Origin of the sequence: Citrobacter sp. JGM124 (assembly GCF_018257795.1) — a bacterium.
GTDB lineage: Bacteria > Pseudomonadota > Gammaproteobacteria > Enterobacterales > Enterobacteriaceae > JGM124.
The window spans coordinates 334,775-352,071 of sequence record NZ_JAERJD010000001.1 but is presented as its reverse complement, the minus strand read 5'-3'; the positions used below and the strand labels follow the sequence as shown (position 1 = coordinate 352,071).

Annotated in this window: 19 protein-coding genes and 1 tRNA gene; 13 read left to right on the top strand and 7 right to left on the bottom strand. The window is 50.6% G+C overall.

The genetic code is table 11. The annotated features are described in order from the left end of the window. Positions 1–50: 50 nt before the first annotated feature. Positions 51–542 (top strand): GNAT family N-acetyltransferase, encoded by a 492-nt coding sequence (locus JK154_RS01670; RefSeq protein ID WP_211990738.1) that lies wholly within the window; start codon positions 51–53, stop codon positions 540–542. Positions 543–620: 78 nt separating this feature from the next. On the opposite strand, the gene ruvB is transcribed toward JK154_RS01670, so the two are convergent. From ruvB to aspS, 6 genes are all read right to left on the bottom strand, one after another. Further along, entirely contained in the window at positions 621–1,631 is a 1,011-nt protein-coding gene (gene ruvB, locus JK154_RS01665) for a Holliday junction branch migration DNA helicase RuvB (RefSeq protein WP_211990737.1), read from the bottom strand. A gap of 8 nt (positions 1,632–1,639) precedes the next feature. Beyond that, complete coding sequence (gene ruvA / locus JK154_RS01660; RefSeq protein ID WP_211990736.1) at positions 1,640–2,251, bottom strand: Holliday junction branch migration protein RuvA; 612 nt, start codon at positions 2,249–2,251, stop codon at positions 1,640–1,642. Positions 2,252–2,368: 117 nt separating this feature from the next. Beyond that, entirely contained in the window at positions 2,369–2,890 is a 522-nt protein-coding gene (gene ruvC / locus JK154_RS01655; RefSeq protein WP_211990735.1) for a crossover junction endodeoxyribonuclease RuvC, read from the bottom strand. A gap of 43 nt (positions 2,891–2,933) precedes the next feature. Then, positions 2,934–3,674: a YebC/PmpR family DNA-binding transcriptional regulator gene (locus JK154_RS01650; RefSeq protein ID WP_211990734.1), complete on the bottom strand. Its 741-nt coding sequence runs from the start codon at positions 3,672–3,674 to the stop codon at positions 2,934–2,936. Positions 3,675–3,697: 23 nt separating this feature from the next. After that, on the bottom strand, positions 3,698–4,141 hold the full coding sequence (gene nudB, locus JK154_RS01645; RefSeq protein ID WP_211990733.1) for a dihydroneopterin triphosphate diphosphatase: 444 nt from the start codon (positions 4,139–4,141) through the stop codon (positions 3,698–3,700). After that, the gene (gene aspS, locus JK154_RS01640) at positions 4,141–5,913 is read right to left on the bottom strand and encodes an aspartate--tRNA ligase (protein ID WP_211990732.1); all 1,773 of its coding nucleotides are present in this window, start codon (positions 5,911–5,913) and stop codon (positions 4,141–4,143) included. Before aspS ends, nudB begins: the two co-directional genes overlap by 1 nt. Before the next feature lie 265 nt (positions 5,914–6,178). Between aspS and JK154_RS01635 the strand changes: the two genes are divergently transcribed. From JK154_RS01635 to JK154_RS01600, 8 genes are all read left to right on the top strand, one after another. Beyond that, on the top strand, positions 6,179–6,745 hold the full coding sequence (locus tag JK154_RS01635; protein WP_211990731.1) for a hydrolase: 567 nt from the start codon (positions 6,179–6,181) through the stop codon (positions 6,743–6,745). Then, a complete protein-coding gene (locus JK154_RS01630) occupies positions 6,742–7,560 on the top strand; it encodes a DUF72 domain-containing protein (RefSeq protein WP_211990730.1) in 819 nt (272 codons plus the stop codon). Before JK154_RS01635 ends, JK154_RS01630 begins: the two co-directional genes overlap by 4 nt. 69 nt (positions 7,561–7,629) lie before the next feature. Then, positions 7,630–8,025 carry an MAPEG family protein gene (locus JK154_RS01625; RefSeq protein WP_211990729.1) on the top strand — a complete coding sequence of 132 codons (396 nt, stop codon included), beginning with the start codon at positions 7,630–7,632 and terminating at the stop codon, positions 8,023–8,025. 38 nt (positions 8,026–8,063) lie between these two features. Further along, complete coding sequence (gene cmoA, locus JK154_RS01620; RefSeq protein WP_211990728.1) at positions 8,064–8,807, top strand: carboxy-S-adenosyl-L-methionine synthase CmoA; 744 nt, start codon at positions 8,064–8,066, stop codon at positions 8,805–8,807. Next, positions 8,804–9,775 (top strand): tRNA 5-methoxyuridine(34)/uridine 5-oxyacetic acid(34) synthase CmoB, encoded by a 972-nt coding sequence (gene cmoB / locus JK154_RS01615; protein WP_211990727.1) that lies wholly within the window; start codon positions 8,804–8,806, stop codon positions 9,773–9,775. The genes cmoA and cmoB overlap by 4 nt, the downstream gene beginning before the upstream one ends. 214 nt (positions 9,776–9,989) lie before the next feature. Next, on the top strand, positions 9,990–10,694 hold the full coding sequence (locus JK154_RS01610; protein WP_211990726.1) for a PAS domain-containing protein: 705 nt from the start codon (positions 9,990–9,992) through the stop codon (positions 10,692–10,694). A 9-nt stretch (positions 10,695–10,703) separates the two neighbouring features. Further along, positions 10,704–11,072 carry a RidA family protein gene (locus JK154_RS01605; RefSeq protein WP_249215711.1) on the top strand — a complete coding sequence of 123 codons (369 nt, stop codon included), beginning with the start codon at positions 10,704–10,706 and terminating at the stop codon, positions 11,070–11,072. A 29-nt stretch (positions 11,073–11,101) separates the two neighbouring features. Then, a complete protein-coding gene (locus JK154_RS01600) occupies positions 11,102–12,016 on the top strand; it encodes a pyridoxal-phosphate dependent enzyme (protein ID WP_211990725.1) in 915 nt (304 codons plus the stop codon). Between the two features lie 51 nt (positions 12,017–12,067). Here the strand turns inward: JK154_RS01600 and nfsB are convergent, their stop codons facing one another. Next, positions 12,068–12,721: an oxygen-insensitive NAD(P)H nitroreductase gene (gene nfsB, locus JK154_RS01595; RefSeq protein ID WP_211990724.1), complete on the bottom strand. Its 654-nt coding sequence runs from the start codon at positions 12,719–12,721 to the stop codon at positions 12,068–12,070. 161 nt (positions 12,722–12,882) lie between these two features. Here nfsB and JK154_RS01590 point away from each other — a divergent pair, with 161 nt between their 5' ends. From JK154_RS01590 to JK154_RS01575, 4 genes are all read left to right on the top strand, one after another. Continuing rightward, a complete protein-coding gene (locus JK154_RS01590) occupies positions 12,883–13,800 on the top strand; it encodes a LysR family transcriptional regulator (protein ID WP_211990723.1) in 918 nt (305 codons plus the stop codon). A gap of 81 nt (positions 13,801–13,881) precedes the next feature. Further along, complete coding sequence (locus JK154_RS01585) at positions 13,882–15,336, top strand: AMP nucleosidase (protein WP_211990722.1); 1,455 nt, start codon at positions 13,882–13,884, stop codon at positions 15,334–15,336. 141 nt (positions 15,337–15,477) lie between these two features. Continuing rightward, a tRNA-Asn gene (locus JK154_RS01580) sits at positions 15,478–15,553 on the top strand. Between the two features lie 161 nt (positions 15,554–15,714). Continuing rightward, positions 15,715–16,971 carry an integrase arm-type DNA-binding domain-containing protein gene (locus JK154_RS01575; protein ID WP_211990721.1) on the top strand — a complete coding sequence of 419 codons (1,257 nt, stop codon included), beginning with the start codon at positions 15,715–15,717 and terminating at the stop codon, positions 16,969–16,971. Positions 16,972–17,297: the final 326 nt, after the last annotated feature.

The following is a 17,297-nucleotide window of genomic DNA, read 5'->3' as shown; positions in this document are numbered from 1 at the left end:
AGAGCGTATCGACATATCGGCAAGGCAGTCTGCGAACTTAAGGAAACCCCATGGTGACATTCCGCCCAATGACAGAAGATGAGTACCTTGGTTACCAGGAATATTTCATTCCGGATTACGCGCAAGAAATTTCATCCAGTTATGCGCTTTCCTGGGACGATTCCCTTGCCCGAGCAAAGCAGGAAATTACCGAGTACCTGCCCGCCGGCGTGAAAACCCCCGGGCATATTTTATTGAGTATCGTTGTCGGTGCCGGTGAGGCTATACAGCAGGTGGGTTATCTCTGGTACAAACCGGATACCATCATGCGGACGGTGTTCATCTATGATTTCCATATATTCACAGCCTGTCAGGGGCAGGGTTTGGGGAAAAAGGCACTCCATGCATTAGAGCAGGATCTGCGGGAGCAGCATTTCAGCCAAATAAGACTCCGTGTTGCCGGTGACAATGCCCGTGCCCAGCATGTCTATAAAACGCGCGGGTTTGGCGTCACAGGCATCAATATGAGCAAGAATATTATACCGTCAGACGAGCAGGCCTAGCCCACTGATATCCCGGATGTTGTTCTGCCAACGGGAAGCATTGCCCCCCGGTGATCATCGGGAATCAATGGGGACGAGTCACGGCATCTCCGGGGGAATGATTTCAAAATGAGTCCAGGCCCGTGGGGTCGCAATACGGCCTCGGGGGGTACGTTGCAAGAATCCCTGCTGGATTAAGAACGGTTCAAGCACATCTTCAATAGTTTCACGTTCTTCACCAATGGCGGCGGCAAGATTGTCCAGGCCTACCGGCCCCCCCTGAAACTTATCAATCACAGCGAGCAACAGTTTACGGTCCATATAATCAAAACCTTCACTGTCCACATTCAGCATATCCAGTGCCTGGGAAGCGACCTCTGCGCTGATCATGCCATCATAGCGCACTTCAGCAAAGTCCCTGACCCGGCGTAACAGTCGGTTAGCAATACGCGGCGTCCCCCTGGCGCGGCGGGCCACTTCCAGTGCGCCTTCATTACTCATTTCCAGCCCCAGTACGGCAGCACTGCGGCCGACGATATGCTGCAAGTCAGCCACCTGATAAAACTCAAGACGCTGTACAATGCCGAAACGATCGCGCAGCGGCGATGTGAGTGACCCCGCGCGCGTCGTCGCCCCGACCAGGGTAAATGGTGGTAAATCGATTTTAATTGACCGTGCGGCTGGGCCTTCCCCGATCATGATATCCAGTTGGTAATCTTCCATCGCGGGATAGAGTACCTCTTCAACCACAGGCGACAAGCGGTGAATTTCGTCGATAAACAACACATCATGAGGCTCGAGATTGGTGAGCATCGCGGCCAGGTCCCCTGCTTTTTCCAGTACCGGGCCCGATGTGGTGCGCAGATTCACGCCCATCTCGTTGGCGACAATATTCGCCAGGGTGGTTTTCCCCAATCCCGGAGGGCCGAAGATTAGCAAGTGGTCAAGAGCATCACCACGCAACTTTGCCGCCTGGATAAAGATTTCCATCTGTGAACGCACATGGGGCTGTCCAACATAGTCAGACAGTTGTTTAGGGCGAATGGCGCGGTCAATCAGCTCATCAGGGGTCATTGCCCCGGAAGAGACCAGGCGGTCAGCTTCAATCATCCTTTACCTCACAGGGCTGCGCGTAACGCGTCGCGGATCAGGGTTTCACAATCCGCGCCAGCACGGGCAACTTTACTTATCATACGGCTGGCTTCCTGAGGTTTATAACCCAATGATACCAGGGCAGCAACAGCCTCTGCTTCACTGTCATCAGCCATGCCACTTTCTGGTGCGGTAAGAACCAGTTCAGCCGCAGGGGTGAACAAGTCACCGTGCATACCTTTAAAGCGGTCTTTCATTTCCACCACTAAACGTTCAGCCGTTTTCTTACCCACACCTGGCAGTTTTACCAGTGAGACGGCGTCTTCCCGCTCAACTGCATTAACAAATTGCTGGGCTGACATTCCGGAAAGGATCGCCAGCGCAAGTTTAGGCCCCACGCCGTTTACTTTAATGAGCTCACGGAACAGGGTACGTTCCTGTTTATTATTGAAGCCAAACAGCAAGTGAGCATCTTCACGTACCACAAACTGGGTGAATACCAAGGCTTCAGTGCCGATATCAGGCAGTTCATAGAAACAGGTCATCGGCATATGTATCTCATAGCCAACCCCTCCCACTTCCAGTAATACCAGTGGGGGTTGTTTTTCCAGAACAAGGCCTCTGAGTCTACCTATCACATTGTGCTCCCGGGCATGGCTAAATTAAAGGTGATAACCGTTATTACCTGACGGCTATCAATAACATCATAATTTTGTTTATCATATAAAAAAGGCTGGATGCATATCCAGCCTTTTTTATTTTAATCGTCCCCGGGCCAAATTAAGCCGTGACGCACTGACTTGCAACGCATTTTGCGTGACATGGCAGTGGGTAATAGCAATGGCAAGCGCATCAGCGGCATCAGCCTGAGGATTCGCGGGAAGCTTTAACAGCATCCGCACCATATGCTGTATTTGACTCTTCTCGGCGCTGCCGCTGCCTGCCACCGTTTGTTTTACCTGACGGGCCGCATACTCAAATACCGGCAAATCCGCGTTGACCGCCGCAACAATAGCGACGCCACGTGCCTGCCCCAGTTTTAGCGCTGAATCCGCATTCTTTGCCATAAACACCTGTTCAATCGCAAAGTAATCAGGCTGAAACTGGGTAATGATTTCACTGACCCCCGCGTAAATTATTTTTAAGCGCGAGGGTAAGTCGGTAACTTGAGTGCGTATACAGCCACTACCTAAATAGGTAAGCTGCCGCCCCGTCTGGCGAATGACACCATAACCCGTGATGCGTGAGCCTGGGTCGATACCGATAATGATCGCCATTACTTGCCACCTTTATGCAGGTATCTTGCCTGGGGTGAGCCCATTAAAGGGTCGCCGCCACCTCATCAGAAATTTCGCCATTATGGTAAACTTCCTGAACATCATCACAGTCTTCCAGCATATCGATCAGACGCAGCAGCTTAGGCGCGCTATCCACATCAAGCTCCGCTTTCGTGGATGGGATCATAGAGACTTCCGCGTTATCGGCTTTCAGGCCAGCCGCTTCCAGCGCATCTTTCACCGCACCCATCTCTTCCCAGGCAGTATAGACATCAATAGCCCCGTCATCATAGGTCACGACATCTTCAGCACCAGCTTCCAGTGCGGCTTCCATGATCTGATCCTCATCCCCTGCATCAAAGGATATCACCCCTTTTTTGCTGAACAGATAGGCCACGGAACCATCAGTCCCCAGGTTTCCACCACATTTATTAAAGGCATGGCGTACTTCTGCCACAGTACGGTTACGGTTGTCGCTCAGACACTCCACCATCACCGCTGAACCACTAGGACCATAACCTTCATAGATGATGGTTTCCATATTGGCATCTTCATCACCACCAACACCGCGTGCGATAGCACGGTTGAGGGTGTCACGCGTCATGTTATTAGACAGCGCTTTATCAATCGCCGCACGCAGACGAGGGTTAGAACCCGCATCGCCGCCGCCTAAACGTGCTGCCGTTACCAGCTCACGGATAATTTTGGTAAAAATCTTACCGCGTTTCGCATCTTGGGCTGCTTTACGGTGCTTCGTGTTGGCCCACTTACTATGACCTGCCATAAAAATCTCCAAAAACGCCTTTATCAGGCGACATCAATGATAAATTCTTCAATCGCCATGCGGTTGCTCCATGACTTCGTCATCTGAGCCGCCTCCCGCGCCGGCACCCATTTCCAGTCCAGGTGCTCACTGATTGTGATCTGGCGTTCATGGGGGAGTGCCAGCAGGAACCAGGATTCCTGATTCCGCGTCACTCCCGGGGCGTAACGGTGGCGTAAATGCGTAAAAATTTCAAACTCAACACAACGATGACAATCAACCAGAGGTAGCCGCTCGTCGACCACGTCAACAGCGACTTCCTCTTTTACTTCACGCTGCGCCGCAAACAGCGCCGTTTCACCCGCTTCCACACTGCCGGTAACCGACTGCCAAAAATCAGGATCATCACGCCGTTGCAGCATCAACACCCGTTTCGTATCCTCGGCATAAATCACGACCAGGACTGAAACGGGAGGCTTATAACTCATTATTTTTTCTCAGCCTTTTTAACCACATCGATACCCAGTTCAGCCAGTGCAGCTGGGTTAGCAAAACTTGGCGCTTCAGTCATCAAACAAGATGCGGTTGTGGTTTTCGGGAAGGCAATAACATCACGAATATTTTCAGTACCCGTTAACAACATGGTCAGGCGATCGAGTCCGAAAGCCAGGCCCGCATGTGGCGGAGTACCGTATTTCAGGGCATCCAACAAGAAACCGAATTTTTCGCGTTGTTCTTGTTCGTTAATACCCAAAATACCAAATACTGTTTGCTGCATCACTTCATGGTGAATACGTACCGACCCACCCCCGACTTCATAACCGTTAATCACCATGTCATAAGCATTCGCAATCGCGCTTTCAGGTTCGGCGGCTAAGTCTTGCGCACTCATATCACGTGGTGAGGTGAACGGGTGATGCATGGCGCTCAGGGTACCATCGCCATTGTCTTCAAACATGGGGAAGTCGATAACCCACAACGGTGCCCACTTGCTTTCATCTGTCAGCTGCAGATCTTTCCCTACTTTCAGACGCAGAGCCCCCAGCGCATCAGCAACCACTTTCTTATGGTCAGCACCGAAGAAAATCATATCTCCGTCAGCCGCGTTAGTACGGGCCAGAATCGCTTCAACGATAGACGCATCGAGGAATTTAGCTACCGGGCTGGTAATACCTTCCAGCCCTTTTGCACGCTCATTGACCTTCATATAAGCAAGGCCCCTGGCGCCATAAATTTCAATAAATTTGCCGTACTCGTCAATCTGTTTGCGACTCAACTGGGCACCGCCGGGTACACAGAGTGCTGCAACACGTCCTTTGGCATCATTTGCAGGGCCAGAGAACACCTTAAACTCAACCTCTTTAAGCAGATCAGCAACGTCCACCAATTCCATTGGGTTACGTAAATCAGGCTTGTCTGAACCGTAACGACGTTCCGCTTCAGCAAAGGTCATTATCGGGAACTCACCAAGGTCAACATTCTTGATGTCCAGCCATAACTTGCGCACCAGCTGTTCCATTATTTCACGCACCTGTGGCGCCGTCATAAAGGATGTTTCAACATCGATTTGAGTAAATTCTGGCTGACGATCAGCGCGTAAGTCTTCATCACGGAAGCATTTGACGATTTGGTAGTAGCGATCAAAGCCAGACATCATCAGCAGCTGTTTAAACAACTGCGGAGACTGTGGCAGGGCATAGAACTTCCCTTTATTAACACGGCTAGGAACCAAATAGTCACGGGCGCCTTCCGGGGTCGCTTTTGTCAGCATCGGGGTTTCAATATCCAGGAAACCATGATTGTCCATAAAATTACGGACCAGACTCGTGATTTTGGCTCGGGTCTTCAGACGATTTGCCATTTCCGGGCGGCGCAGGTCAAGATAGCGATACTTGAGGCGAGCTTCTTCCGTATTGACATGGTTCGAGTCCAGGGGAAGCGCTTCTGAGCGGTTAATAATCGTCAGTTCAGCGGCTAAGACTTCAACCTCCCCGGTCGCCATCTCTTTATTGACGTTTTTTTCGTCACGGGCACGTACTGTGCCGGTAATCTGAACGCAATACTCATTTCTTAACTCAGCAGCACGTGAGAGCGTATCCTGGCTGTCCGGGTCAAAAAAGACCTGCACGATACCTTCACGATCACGCAAATCAATAAAGATAAGGCTACCAAGATCTCGACGACGATTAACCCACCCACAAAGTGTTACTTGTTGTCCCACATGAGTGGCATTAAGCTGCCCGCAATATACTGTACGCATGAGATATTCCTTAATGAGCTACGCGCGCCACGTCACCTGCTATGCAGGCATATGGGTGGCAACTCTGTCGACTATCACGACTGAATGAAAAAAGGGGGCTATTATACTGGAAATTATAGCTGGCGATAACCCCGAAACCGCCGAGTAGCAATAATCATCTCCGTCCGCGGGTAAAACACACAAAATCTAACAAAATAGACGGGGTGAACCGCCCTGATTTCGGTGTAATGTCTTGTTTTCTGTTCAGATAGTGCTGGAGTTAATTATGTCTGTATTCAATCCAACAAGCAGTGCCCTGGTTGTCATCGATCTACAAGAGGGGATTTTACCTTTTGCAGGAGGCCCCTGGAGTGCCCAGCAAGTGGTGAATAACGCAGCGCGGCTGGCGGAAAAATTCCGTGAACATGGCGCGCCTGTTTTTCTGGTGCGTGTCGGCTGGTCTGCCGATTTTGCTGATGCCCTGAATCCCCCTGTTGATGCGCCATTGTCCGGCCATGAACTCCCCGATAACTGGTGGCATCCCCCTGTAGCCCTTGGGCAGCAAGATAGCGATATTGTTATCATTAAGCGCCAGTGGGGTGCATTCTATGGTACCGAGCTCGAACTCCAGCTCCGTCGTCGTGGTATTGATACGCTAGTCCTGTGCGGCATTGCCACCAATATTGGTGTCGAGTCCACTGCCCGCCATGCCTGGGAACTGGGCTTCTCACTGGTCATTGCTGAAGATGCCTGCAGTGCCGCCAGTAGTGAACAGCACCAGGGCAGTCTGGATCATATTTTCCCACGGATAGCGCGTGTGCGCAGCACTGAGGATATTTTAGCCTCGCTATGATTTATCTCGGTCTGCCACAATGGCAGCACCCTAAATGGGCAAAACTGGGCATTTCCTCTCTGGCGGATTATGCCCGTTTTTTCAATTGCGTAGAGGGTAATACCACCCTTTATGCTTTGCCGAATCAGGCCCGCGTTTTACGCTGGCGGGACATGACCAGCGATCGTTTCCGGTTCTGTTTTAAATTCCCGGCAACCATTTCCCATCAGGCAGCCCTCAGCCACTGTGATGACCTGCGGGATACTTTTTTTGCTACCCTGGCACCACTGGCTAATCGCATTGGTCAATACTGGCTTCAGTTACCTGCCACCTTTACGCCGGATGACTTACCAAAATTATGGCATTTCCTCGACCATCTACCGCCAGATTTCACCTATGGGGTTGAAGTCCGCCATCCGGTTTTTTTTGCCAAGGGCGACGAGGAGCGGGCGCTGAATCAGGGCCTGAATCAGCGCAACGTTAACCGGGTGATCCTCGACAGTCGCCCTGTTCATTTAGCCGCAGCCCGCAATGAGGCGATGCGCGAAGCCCAGCGCAAAAAACCCAAACTCCCGGTACATGCCCTTATGACGGCCCATAACCCATTGGTACGCTTTATTGGCAGCGATGATAATCAGCAGAGTGGTGAGCTATTTACCCCCTGGCTGGATAAACTGGCCCAGTGGGCCGGGACAGGTACGCCCTATCTGTTTATCCACACCGCCGATATTGGTGAGGTTAACTCACTGGTTGATCACGTGTGGCCCCAGTTACAATTACGGTTTCCTGAACTGGGGCCCCCACCGGCTTTGGCCCTGCAGGCTTCTCTTTTTTAAGGAGTGAGGACAGAATTGACGTAGCAGGTTATTATAGGGCGTGGCACGAGTGCTTTTTATGGGGTTTTTATGGTTTGCGCGTTGTATGCCGTGATAGCTGCATTACTGTTAATAAAGTTTTCATTTGATGTGTCGCGTTTACGTATGCAGTACCGGGTTTCGGTTGGGGATGGTGGATTTAGCGAACTTCAAAGCGCCATACGTATTCATGCTAATGCGGTAGAGTACATTCCTATCGGCCTGCTATTGCTGCTGTTCATGGAAATGAACGGTGCCCAGGCCTGGATGATCCACGTTTGTGGCATATTGTTACTGGTGGGGCGATTAATGCACTACTACGGTTATCACCATCGATTAATGCGCTGGCGCCGTTCTGGCATGAGCGCGACGTGGATCTCGCTGATGCTGATGGTGCTGGCAAATTTATGGTATATGCCTTGGGAGTTGGTTTTCTCCTTCTATTGACGCAAAATACGCCCCTTTAGAATTTCCGGATTAACGTTATGTCAGACCGCGATACGCTATTTTCTGCCCCGATAGCCAAACTGGGTGACTGGACCTTTGATGAACGGGTGGCGGAAGTCTTCCCGGACATGATACAGCGTTCAGTACCCGGCTATTCCAACATTATTTCGATGATAGGAATGCTGGCGGAGCGCTTTGTGCAACCCTATAGCCAGGTGTATGATCTTGGTTGCTCTCTTGGGGCTGCAACACTCTCGGTGCGGCGCAATATCCGTCAGGAGGGGTGTAAAATTATCGCCGTCGATAATTCACCGGCAATGGTTGACCGTTGCCGTCGTCATCTTGATGCTTTCAAGGGACAAACCCTGGTGGAAGTTATTGAGGATGATATTCGCCACGTCCCCATTAATAATGCCTCAATGGTGGTACTTAACTTCACTCTGCAGTTTCTCATCCCTGAAGAACGTCAGCGTTTATTGAATACCATCTGGGAAGGACTCAACCCTGGGGGGGTTCTGGTGCTGTCAGAAAAATTCAGTTTTGCCGACCCGCAGGTAGGAGAACTGTTATTTAATATGCACCATGATTTCAAACGCGCGAATGGTTACAGCGAGCTGGAGATCAGCCAGAAGCGTAGCATGCTGGAAAATGTGATGCTTACCGATACGGTTGAAACCCATAAAACACGTTTAAAACAGGCAGGATTTGAGCACGCTGAGCTATGGTTCCAGTGTTTTAATTTTGGATCACTGGTCGCAATAAAGTCCGGGGCAACAGTATGATTGATTTTGGTAATTTTTATCAGCACATAGCAAAAGGCCCCCTGGCCCCCTGGCTGGAAACCGTTCCGGCCCAACTGGCCGCCTGGCAGCGTGAGTCTCTTCACGGGCAATTTAAACAATGGTTTAATACCATTCAGCATCTGCCAGAAATCACGCCTTATCATCTGGATTTATTGCATGGCGTCAGCGCACAAGCCCAGGAACCGTTAAGCTCGGGTCAGCAGCTGGGCATCGAAAAGTTGTTGCGTAACCTGATGCCATGGCGTAAAGGGCCATTCTCTTTGTATGGCGTCAATATCGATACCGAGTGGCGTTCTGACCTGAAGTGGGATCGCCTGCTGCCACATATTTCCTCGCTGGAAGGGCGAACCATTCTCGATGTGGGTTGCGGCAGTGGCTACCATTTATGGCGCATGATTGGTGCCGGGGCGCATTTCGCTGTCGGAATCGATCCGATGCAGCTCTTCCTGTGTCAGTTTGAAGCCGTGCGTAAGTTACTGGGCAATGACCAGCGGGCTCACTTGCTCCCGTTGGGGATTGAACAGCTTCCGGAGCTGAATGCCTTTGATACCGTCTTTTCTATGGGCGTACTCTATCACCGTCGCTCCCCACTGGACCACTTATGGCAGCTGAAAAACCAGCTGGTTCCTGAAGGTGAGTTAGTCCTGGAAACGCTGGTAGTCGAAGGGGATGAGAACACCGTACTGGTGCCTGGTGAACGCTATGCACAAATGCGTAATGTCTACTTTATTCCCTCCGCTCTGGGGCTGAAGAACTGGCTTGAGAAGTGTGGTTTTGTTGATGTCAGAATTGTTGATAGCTGCCGGACAACCTCGGAAGAACAACGCCGCACCTCCTGGCTGACCACAGAATCGTTAGCAGATTTCCTTGATCCCTATGACAGCAGTAAAACCATTGAAGGCTACCCGGCCCCATTACGGGCAGTACTGGTTGCCCGCAAACCTTAAGTAGCCAAAGCGGTTGCCCGGTAAGCCTCGCACTAGTGGCGAGGTTTGCCCCCTCACCTCCTGATGACTCCCCCTTTTTTGTCAGACACTTCCCAGCCCCACCCTGTCCGACAACCGTTAGATCAACAAAAAGTTGATCTAATGGTTTTACAATGGTAGTTTTCAACAAAATGTTGAGTTAAATATGTCTTTTATGTATCCCGGAGTGCCAGCCATGTGTCAGTCAGCCAATGAAGACCCGCGCGATGAATTAATCACCCTGCTTGCTGCAACGGTACGGGTCATCGGCAGTCTGGTCCCTTGCAACACGGAAGTGGTGCTGCATGATCTCAGGCAGCCAGAATACTCCATTGCAGAGATAGTTAATGCTGACGTCACCGGGCGGAAAAAAGGGGATTCAGTACTGGCCGGGATCCGTACTGACAAGGCTTTTATCAATGCCATGGAGAAAAGCGAAGAGCGGGTTTCTCTGCTCCTCGATTACGTTACCTACACCCGTGATGGAAAGCCGCTAAGGAGCAGCACCGCTATCTACCGTGACCACCACCAGCAGCCTTTCGCGGCCTTGTGTGTCAACGTAGACAATGCCGGGATCGACGAGGCGGTACGTATCCTCACCTCAATGGCGGGAACCATTCTTCCCTCTTCGCCCTGTGTGCCACCAGCCCCAGTAGCTGATACCAATCCTGTCAGTATTGAAGACTTAATGCATGAAATCATCCGTACCACCCATATTCTGGACGGGCAGCAGAACCGCACCGACACGAAACGTGCCAATTTGCTGGCCGTAAAAAATATGCAAGAAAAAGGGATTTTTCTGATCAAAGGTGGGGTCGAGAAGGCCGCCGCCGCCCTCGGTGTAACGCGTTACACCATCTATAACTATCTTGATTCCCTTAAAAATGAAGCAGACCAGTAGGGTTACACCATGAATAACATGATTAAGTCATACCCCAGCACACTGCCCTACCCTTTTGCTCGTGCAGTTCAGGCCAACGGTTTTTTATTCCTCAGTGGGCAGGTGTCGATGAATGCTCAGGGAGAGCCCTTGCCCGGCACCATTGAACAACAAACCCAGCAGGTGATGGAAAATATCATTGCCACGCTTGAAGCCTGTGGTTCTTCACTGGATAAGGTACTGAAAGTCAACGTGTGGTTATCAGATATGGCGCACTTTGCTGCCTTTAACCAATGCTACCGGCCTTATTTTGCTCCTGACTTCCCGGCGCGTACCACCCTGGTCAGTCGCCTGGCCTTTGATCTTGATATTGAAATAGAGGTTCAGGCCCTGGCCTGATGCCAGCAAACCGCAAAGGAAAACACATTATGTCGCTCAGTATTCATACCCCACTTCTGGAATCACTGGCACTCAGTCAGCTGAACCAGGGGCGTGTCTGGTTAAAAATGGAGGCGATGCAGCCTTCCGGCTCATTCAAAATTCGTGGAATTGGCCATGCTTGTGAAGTGCATTTAGCCCGGGGAGCCCGGCGTTTTGTCTCTTCGTCAGGGGGGAATGCGGGGCTGGCAGTTGCCTATGCGGGTCGTAAACTGGGGGTTCCGGTCGTGGTGGTGGTCCCGGGAACCACATCCTCGCGGGCACGTCATTTGTTAATCCAGCAAGGGGCTGAAGTCATTGTCCATGGGCAATCGTGGGCAGAGGCGAATGAACTGGCCCTCTCTCTGCTGACCGAGCAGGATGCCTTTATTCATCCTTTTGATGATCCTCTACTATGGGAGGGGCATGCCTCAATGATTGATGAAGTGGTGGCCGAGGGATTGCGTCCTGATGCAGTGGTGCTATCCGTCGGTGGCGGGGGGCTATTAGCCGGGGTCGACGAAGGGCTGCGCCGTAATAATATGGGGCATGTGCCGATCGTTGCCGTAGAAACCGAGGGGATGGCTTCTTATCGTGCGGCCATTGATGCAGGAAAGCCGGTGCCTGTCAGTAACCTGTCCGGTGTTGCCACCTCATTAGGGGCTCGTCAGGTATGCCAGCGGGCTTATGATGTCACCCAGCAGCGCCAGGTACTGCCATACAGTGTGAGTGACCAGGAGGCGGTTAATGCCTGTCTGCGTTTTCTTGATGACCAGCGTACCCTGGTAGAACCAGCCTGTGGTGCTGCGCTGGCGTTACTCTACCAGCAAGCCCCCCTGCTGGATAACTATCACCATATTTTGGTGATTGTTTGCGGGGGATCCACCGCTACGCTGGCCACTTTGCAAAGCTTTAACGAGGCGTAGCTCAATGTCATCGCGCAGCCAGGGGGTAACGCCCCTGGCTTCCGGATAATCCTATACTTCAGTCAGTGTTTCACTCAATGGCAAACGTGACTTGGGAAGTGCCGCGTTAAAATCATCCTCATCATGGTAGCCCAGTGCGACGATGACCAGGCTGGTAAAGCCTTTTTCACGTAACCCGAATTCCGAATCCAGGATACCGGCATCAAAGCCTTCTATCGGCGTGGCATCAATACCTAATGATGCTACCCCTAACAGGAAGTTGCCCAGGTTCAGGTAAACTTGTTTTTCCATCCAGTGCTGGGCATCTTTATAATCAAAGCGGTGCAAGTTGGCGAAATAACTACGCCCTTTATGCTGCCCGGCCATCACGTCGCTGTTAGCAAAACGCCCGTCAGCCTGTTCTTGTTGTAACACTTTGTTCAGGTAGTCTTCATCAAGGGTTGTCCGGGCACAGAACACCACAATCTGAGACGCATTGAGTACTTTTGCTTCATTGAAGCTATAAGAACCTGAAGTGGATTTAGCAATACGGGCTTTACCCTCTTCACTGCTGGCCAGAATAAAATGCCATGGCTGTAAGTTGGTGCTGGAAGGGCTTAAACGCAACAATTGCTTTATCTCTTCCACGTGTTGGGCTGAGATCTTCTTGTTACTATCAAAAACCTTGGTGGTATAACGCGACTGTGCAACATCAATAATGCTCATGATGGTCCCTTAACTAACGAAGTAATTCAGTAAAATCAGAATAAGTATGAGAAGTGCTCCATAACTGGAGGCCCAGAAAAAATCAATAACGACAGAATACAGATTCTCCTTCCACTTAAAAACCGTTGTCTGACAACAACACTTGTGCTCAAAGAGGATAAATGCTCAGATTTGAAGATCTCACATTATTTGTCAGGGCGGCATTACTGGGCAATTTTAGCGCAGTAGCCCGTGAGGTGGGTATTCAGCCTTCACAGGTCAGTACCGCCATAAAACGGCTGGAAGATAATCTGAATACGCGATTATTTGTCCGTTCCACACGCCATCTGCGCCTGACACCTGAGGGAGAGACTTGGTTACCCTATGCTGTCTCGGTGCTACAAACCCTGGAAACAGGTTACCAGCAACTCAAACCTTCCGGGGGGGAAATTAGGGGTTCCCTGCAAATTGCGGTGCCCTCTGATTTAGGTCGCCATCTCCTGCTTGATGTGTTTCAGTCATTCCGTCAGTCTCATCCGGCGTTACAACTCAAGCTGCAGTTTTCAGACCAGGTCAGTGACATCTTTAAAGACCCGGTAGATATTGCTTTTCGTTACGGTAATCCTGAAGATGCATCCTATGTCGCATTGCCCGTCGCGGCAGAAAATCGCCGGGTGCTGGTGGCATCAGCACGCTATTTATCCCGTTTCGGCACCCCCATGAGCCTGGATGACCTTACCCAACACGCGGTCTTGATTTATGCACTACATGGCAGGGCCTATGACCGCTGGACATTTCAGCGCCGGGGACAGCAGCATCATGTGACTGTCCAGGGGTCTCTCATCAGTAATGATGCGGAGGTCGTTCGGCGGCTGGCCATCAGAGGAGAGGGCATTGCCTATAAATCATGGATTGATGTCAGTGATAATGTTAAAGCCGGTGACTTACAGGTATTACTACCGCAATATGAAGGTGATAGCCTGCCACTTAATTTAATTTGCCCACACCGTCAGCAACTTTCAACCGCCGTACGCTTATTGTACGAAAAGGTTAAAAACCGCTGTGAACAGGCGCTAGTCACGTTACCTGTGATTGAATAATGTGTCTGTTTTTTCACCTTTTGATTCTGGTGTCAGACCGGATAGCCAGGGCATACGAAGCGCATCAGTAAAGGAGCAAAAATGAGCAACAGTAAGACACCTGCGGGGCTGACTCCCACCCAGGCGCTGGATAAACTTGAGACACTGTATAACAATGCAGTCGATGCTTTGCGCAAAGCCATTGGTGACTACACTCAGCAGGGTATCCTGCCGGATACCGCAGCACGAGATAAGGGGCTGTTTGTCTACCCACAATTACGGGTCAGCTGGGATGGCACCACCCTCACGCCCAACAAAACCCGCGCCTATGCCCGTTTTACGCACCCGGGGAGTTACACCACCACCATCACCCACCCGGAACGCTTCCGTCACTATCTCAGTGAACAACTCGAACTGCTGCATCAAGACTACGGGATACATATTGAGGTTGAGCCCTCAAAACATGAAATCCCCTACCCTTATGTGATTGATGGTTTAAACCTGGATCGCACCATGAGTGCGGGACTGACACACTACTTCCCAAGTACTGACTTGGCACAAATCGGGGATGAAACCGCTGATGGGCTGTTTCAGCCGAGGGAAGAAGGTCCTTTATCCCATTTTGATGCCCGTCGGGTAGATTTTTCCCTCGCCCGGTTGCGTCATTACACTGGCACCCCCATTGAACACTTCCAGGCATTTGTGCTCTTCACCAACTACAGCCGCTATGTGGATGAGTTTGTACGCTGGGGCATTGAACAAATTAACAACCCAGAGAGTCCTTATGTTGCCCTCTCGTGCGCGGGTAATATTCTCCTGACTGCGGAAACAGATGCCCCGGAAGAAACCATGTCGGATTTGGCATGGAAAAAACACCAGATGCCAGCCTGGCACCTGATTGATAAACAAGGAACAGGGATAACGCTGATTAATATTGGTGTTGGCCCTTCTAATGCCAAAACCATTTGTGACCACCTGGCGGTACTGCGCCCTAATGCCTGGCTGATGATTGGTCATTGTGGTGGGCTACGTGAAAGCCAGCAAATTGGTGACTATGTACTGGCCCATGCTTATCTGCGGGATGATCATGTACTGGATGCCGTGCTGCCACCGGATATTCCTATCCCCAGCATTGCTGAAGTTCAGCGCGCCCTCTATGATGCCACCAAACAAGTCAGTGGCATGCCAGGGGAAGAAGTTAAGCAGCGTTTACGCACCGGTACCGTTGTCACAACTGATGATCGTAACTGGGAACTCCGCTACTCCGCCAGTGCTCTGCGTTTTAACCTGAGTCGTGCTGTGGCGATTGACATGGAAAGTGCCACCATCGCGGCCCAGGGATATCGCTTCCGCGTTCCCTATGGCACGTTGCTGTGCGTATCAGATAAACCCCTCCATGGAGAGATAAAGCTACCGGGGCAGGCAAATCGCTTCTATGAAGGCGCCATCTCCGAACACTTGCAAATCGGCATTTGTGCCATCGGCCTCTTGCGTGCCGAGGGCGACAAGTTACATTCCCGCAAGCTTCGCACCTTTAACGAACCGCCTTTCAGATAGGCCGATGAAATGACGTTAAAAGCCACTACATGTGGCTTTTTTAGCAAAATTGCTGGATAAAACAGCAGTCAGACTTGTTTCGTTAAAACAGCCTTTGACAACCCCATTCCTCCTCGTTAATATGCGCCTCGTTCAGACAATTCCTCTGTAGTTCAGTCGGTAGAACGGCGGACTGTTAATCCGTATGTCACTGGTTCGAGTCCAGTCAGAGGAGCCAAATTCTTGTTCTTATGCTAACCTATGAGTCCCTATCTGTTTTAGACTCAACGGGTTAGCGTAAAAACTCTTCCCGATGTGTATCTATATATCCCTATGCATCTAGTGAATTTGGTGGTCAGATCTGGGGTCTTTCCGGTTCGATATTGGAGTGACCCATGTATGTCCCTAAACGACACCAAAATCCGCACGTTAAAATCCCCTGCTAAACCCATCAAGCTTTCTGATTCAGACGGCCTCTATCTGCATGTAAAACCCAGCGGTTCACGTCTCTGGTATCTCAGATATTTCTTTGCAGGAAAAGAAAGCCGCATAGCATTAGGTGCTTATCCCTTGGTTAGCCTTGCGCAAGCCAGACAAAAACGGGATGAATTACGCCGACAGCTTGCCCAGAATATCAACCCCATGCACCAACGTGCCCTTGAGAAAGCCGCCCGTTCACCGGAAAAATGTCTCAAAGCGGTGGCGCTGGATTGGCATAACAAAAATAAAACCTGGTCACAAAATCATAAGATGCGGTTACTGGTAAGTATGCATAATCACATCTTTCCGGCTATCGGCCATATGTTAGTCAGTGAGCTTAAAGCCCGCCATTTTATAGACCTGCTTAAAGCCATCGAAAACAGGGGCGCTTTGGAGGTCGCCTCCCGAACTCGACAGCACTTATGCAGCATTATGCGTCATGCCGTGCATCAAGATCTTATCGAACATAATCCGGTGGAAAGCTTAAAAGGCATCACCACACCGCCGCCAAAACGCCATCACCCTGCCCTGTGCCTTTCAGCATTACCCCTATTACAAACCCGCATTGAACAGTATCAACAAGGAAGAGTGTTAACACGTCTGGCGTTAAAATTAACCCTGCACTTGTTTGTTCGATCAAGCGAGTTACGTTTCGCCCGTTGGGAGGAGTTCAATCTTAAACAAGGGTTATGGACACTACCGGCAACAAGGGAGGCGATCCCCAAGGTCCGCTATTCTGAGCGCGGGGCCAAAATGAAAACGGCGCATTTAGTGCCCCTTTCCCACCAGGCGATTACCCTGCTAGAAGAGATAAAAATCTATTCCGGAGAGAGTGAGTTTGTCTTTCCCGGGGATCATAATCCCCATAAACCCATGTGCGAGAATGCGCTTAACAAGGCATTACGCACTATGGGCTACAACACGCGAACCGAAATCTGCGGCCACGGTTTTCGCACCCTCGCCTGCAGCGCCCTAATGGAGTCTGGCCGCTGGCCACAGGATGCGGTTGAGCGGCAAATGAGTCACCAAGAGCGCAATAGCGTCCGCGCCGCCTATATCCACAAAGCGCAATATCTTGAGGCGCGCAAAGCCATGATGCAGTGGTGGTCGGATTATCTCGATGCCAATCGAGAAAGTTATGTGGCACCTTATTTGTATGAGTGGGTATTGGAGTAAATAGGCAGGATAGACGTTTACTTTTTAAAGTTAAGGGGGTTGATGCTTAGATTAAACTATTCTCTTAGCATCAACCCCCTTGTATCAATAGGTATAACGATATAGCGGCTATGTACCAGCGCCGTCGCGTCCAACATCATGCGGGCAGCAGCAGATCCTATGGATGTTAATAAAAAACCATTATAATCTATTGATTATTATTTTTATTTTGACATTTTAATCCAGTACTAGATTTCTGCTTATCCCTAGGAACTAAATCATGGAGGTAGAGATTGCCTCCAAATCCTTTTGAGTAAGTGTGCATTTTGTACATGAGGGTTTAGTCA

What these genes read in the sequence shown, in the direction of transcription:
- nfsB (WP_211990724.1), bottom strand. Translation starts at nt 12,721, where the DNA reads ATGAGCATTATTGATGTTGCACAGTCGCGTTATACCACCAAGGTTTTT.
- JK154_RS01635 (WP_211990731.1), top strand. Translation starts at nt 6,179, where the DNA reads ATGTCTGTATTCAATCCAACAAGCAGTGCCCTGGTTGTCATCGATCTA.
- ruvC (WP_211990735.1), bottom strand. Translation starts at nt 2,890, where the DNA reads ATGGCGATCATTATCGGTATCGACCCAGGCTCACGCATCACGGGTTAT.
- JK154_RS01605 (WP_249215711.1), top strand. Translation starts at nt 10,704, where the DNA reads ATGAATAACATGATTAAGTCATACCCCAGCACACTGCCCTACCCTTTT.
- JK154_RS01590 (WP_211990723.1), top strand. Translation starts at nt 12,883, where the DNA reads ATGCTCAGATTTGAAGATCTCACATTATTTGTCAGGGCGGCATTACTG.
- JK154_RS01670 (WP_211990738.1), top strand. Translation starts at nt 51, where the DNA reads ATGGTGACATTCCGCCCAATGACAGAAGATGAGTACCTTGGTTACCAG.
- JK154_RS01575 (WP_211990721.1), top strand. Translation starts at nt 15,715, where the DNA reads ATGTCCCTAAACGACACCAAAATCCGCACGTTAAAATCCCCTGCTAAA.
- JK154_RS01610 (WP_211990726.1), top strand. Translation starts at nt 9,990, where the DNA reads ATGTGTCAGTCAGCCAATGAAGACCCGCGCGATGAATTAATCACCCTG.
- nudB (WP_211990733.1), bottom strand. Translation starts at nt 4,141, where the DNA reads ATGAGTTATAAGCCTCCCGTTTCAGTCCTGGTCGTGATTTATGCCGAG.
- JK154_RS01630 (WP_211990730.1), top strand. Translation starts at nt 6,742, where the DNA reads ATGATTTATCTCGGTCTGCCACAATGGCAGCACCCTAAATGGGCAAAA.
- JK154_RS01585 (WP_211990722.1), top strand. Translation starts at nt 13,882, where the DNA reads ATGAGCAACAGTAAGACACCTGCGGGGCTGACTCCCACCCAGGCGCTG.
- cmoB (WP_211990727.1), top strand. Translation starts at nt 8,804, where the DNA reads ATGATTGATTTTGGTAATTTTTATCAGCACATAGCAAAAGGCCCCCTG.
- ruvB (WP_211990737.1), bottom strand. Translation starts at nt 1,631, where the DNA reads ATGATTGAAGCTGACCGCCTGGTCTCTTCCGGGGCAATGACCCCTGAT.
- JK154_RS01650 (WP_211990734.1), bottom strand. Translation starts at nt 3,674, where the DNA reads ATGGCAGGTCATAGTAAGTGGGCCAACACGAAGCACCGTAAAGCAGCC.
- aspS (WP_211990732.1), bottom strand. Translation starts at nt 5,913, where the DNA reads ATGCGTACAGTATATTGCGGGCAGCTTAATGCCACTCATGTGGGACAA.
- JK154_RS01600 (WP_211990725.1), top strand. Translation starts at nt 11,102, where the DNA reads ATGTCGCTCAGTATTCATACCCCACTTCTGGAATCACTGGCACTCAGT.
- JK154_RS01625 (WP_211990729.1), top strand. Translation starts at nt 7,630, where the DNA reads ATGGTTTGCGCGTTGTATGCCGTGATAGCTGCATTACTGTTAATAAAG.
- cmoA (WP_211990728.1), top strand. Translation starts at nt 8,064, where the DNA reads ATGTCAGACCGCGATACGCTATTTTCTGCCCCGATAGCCAAACTGGGT.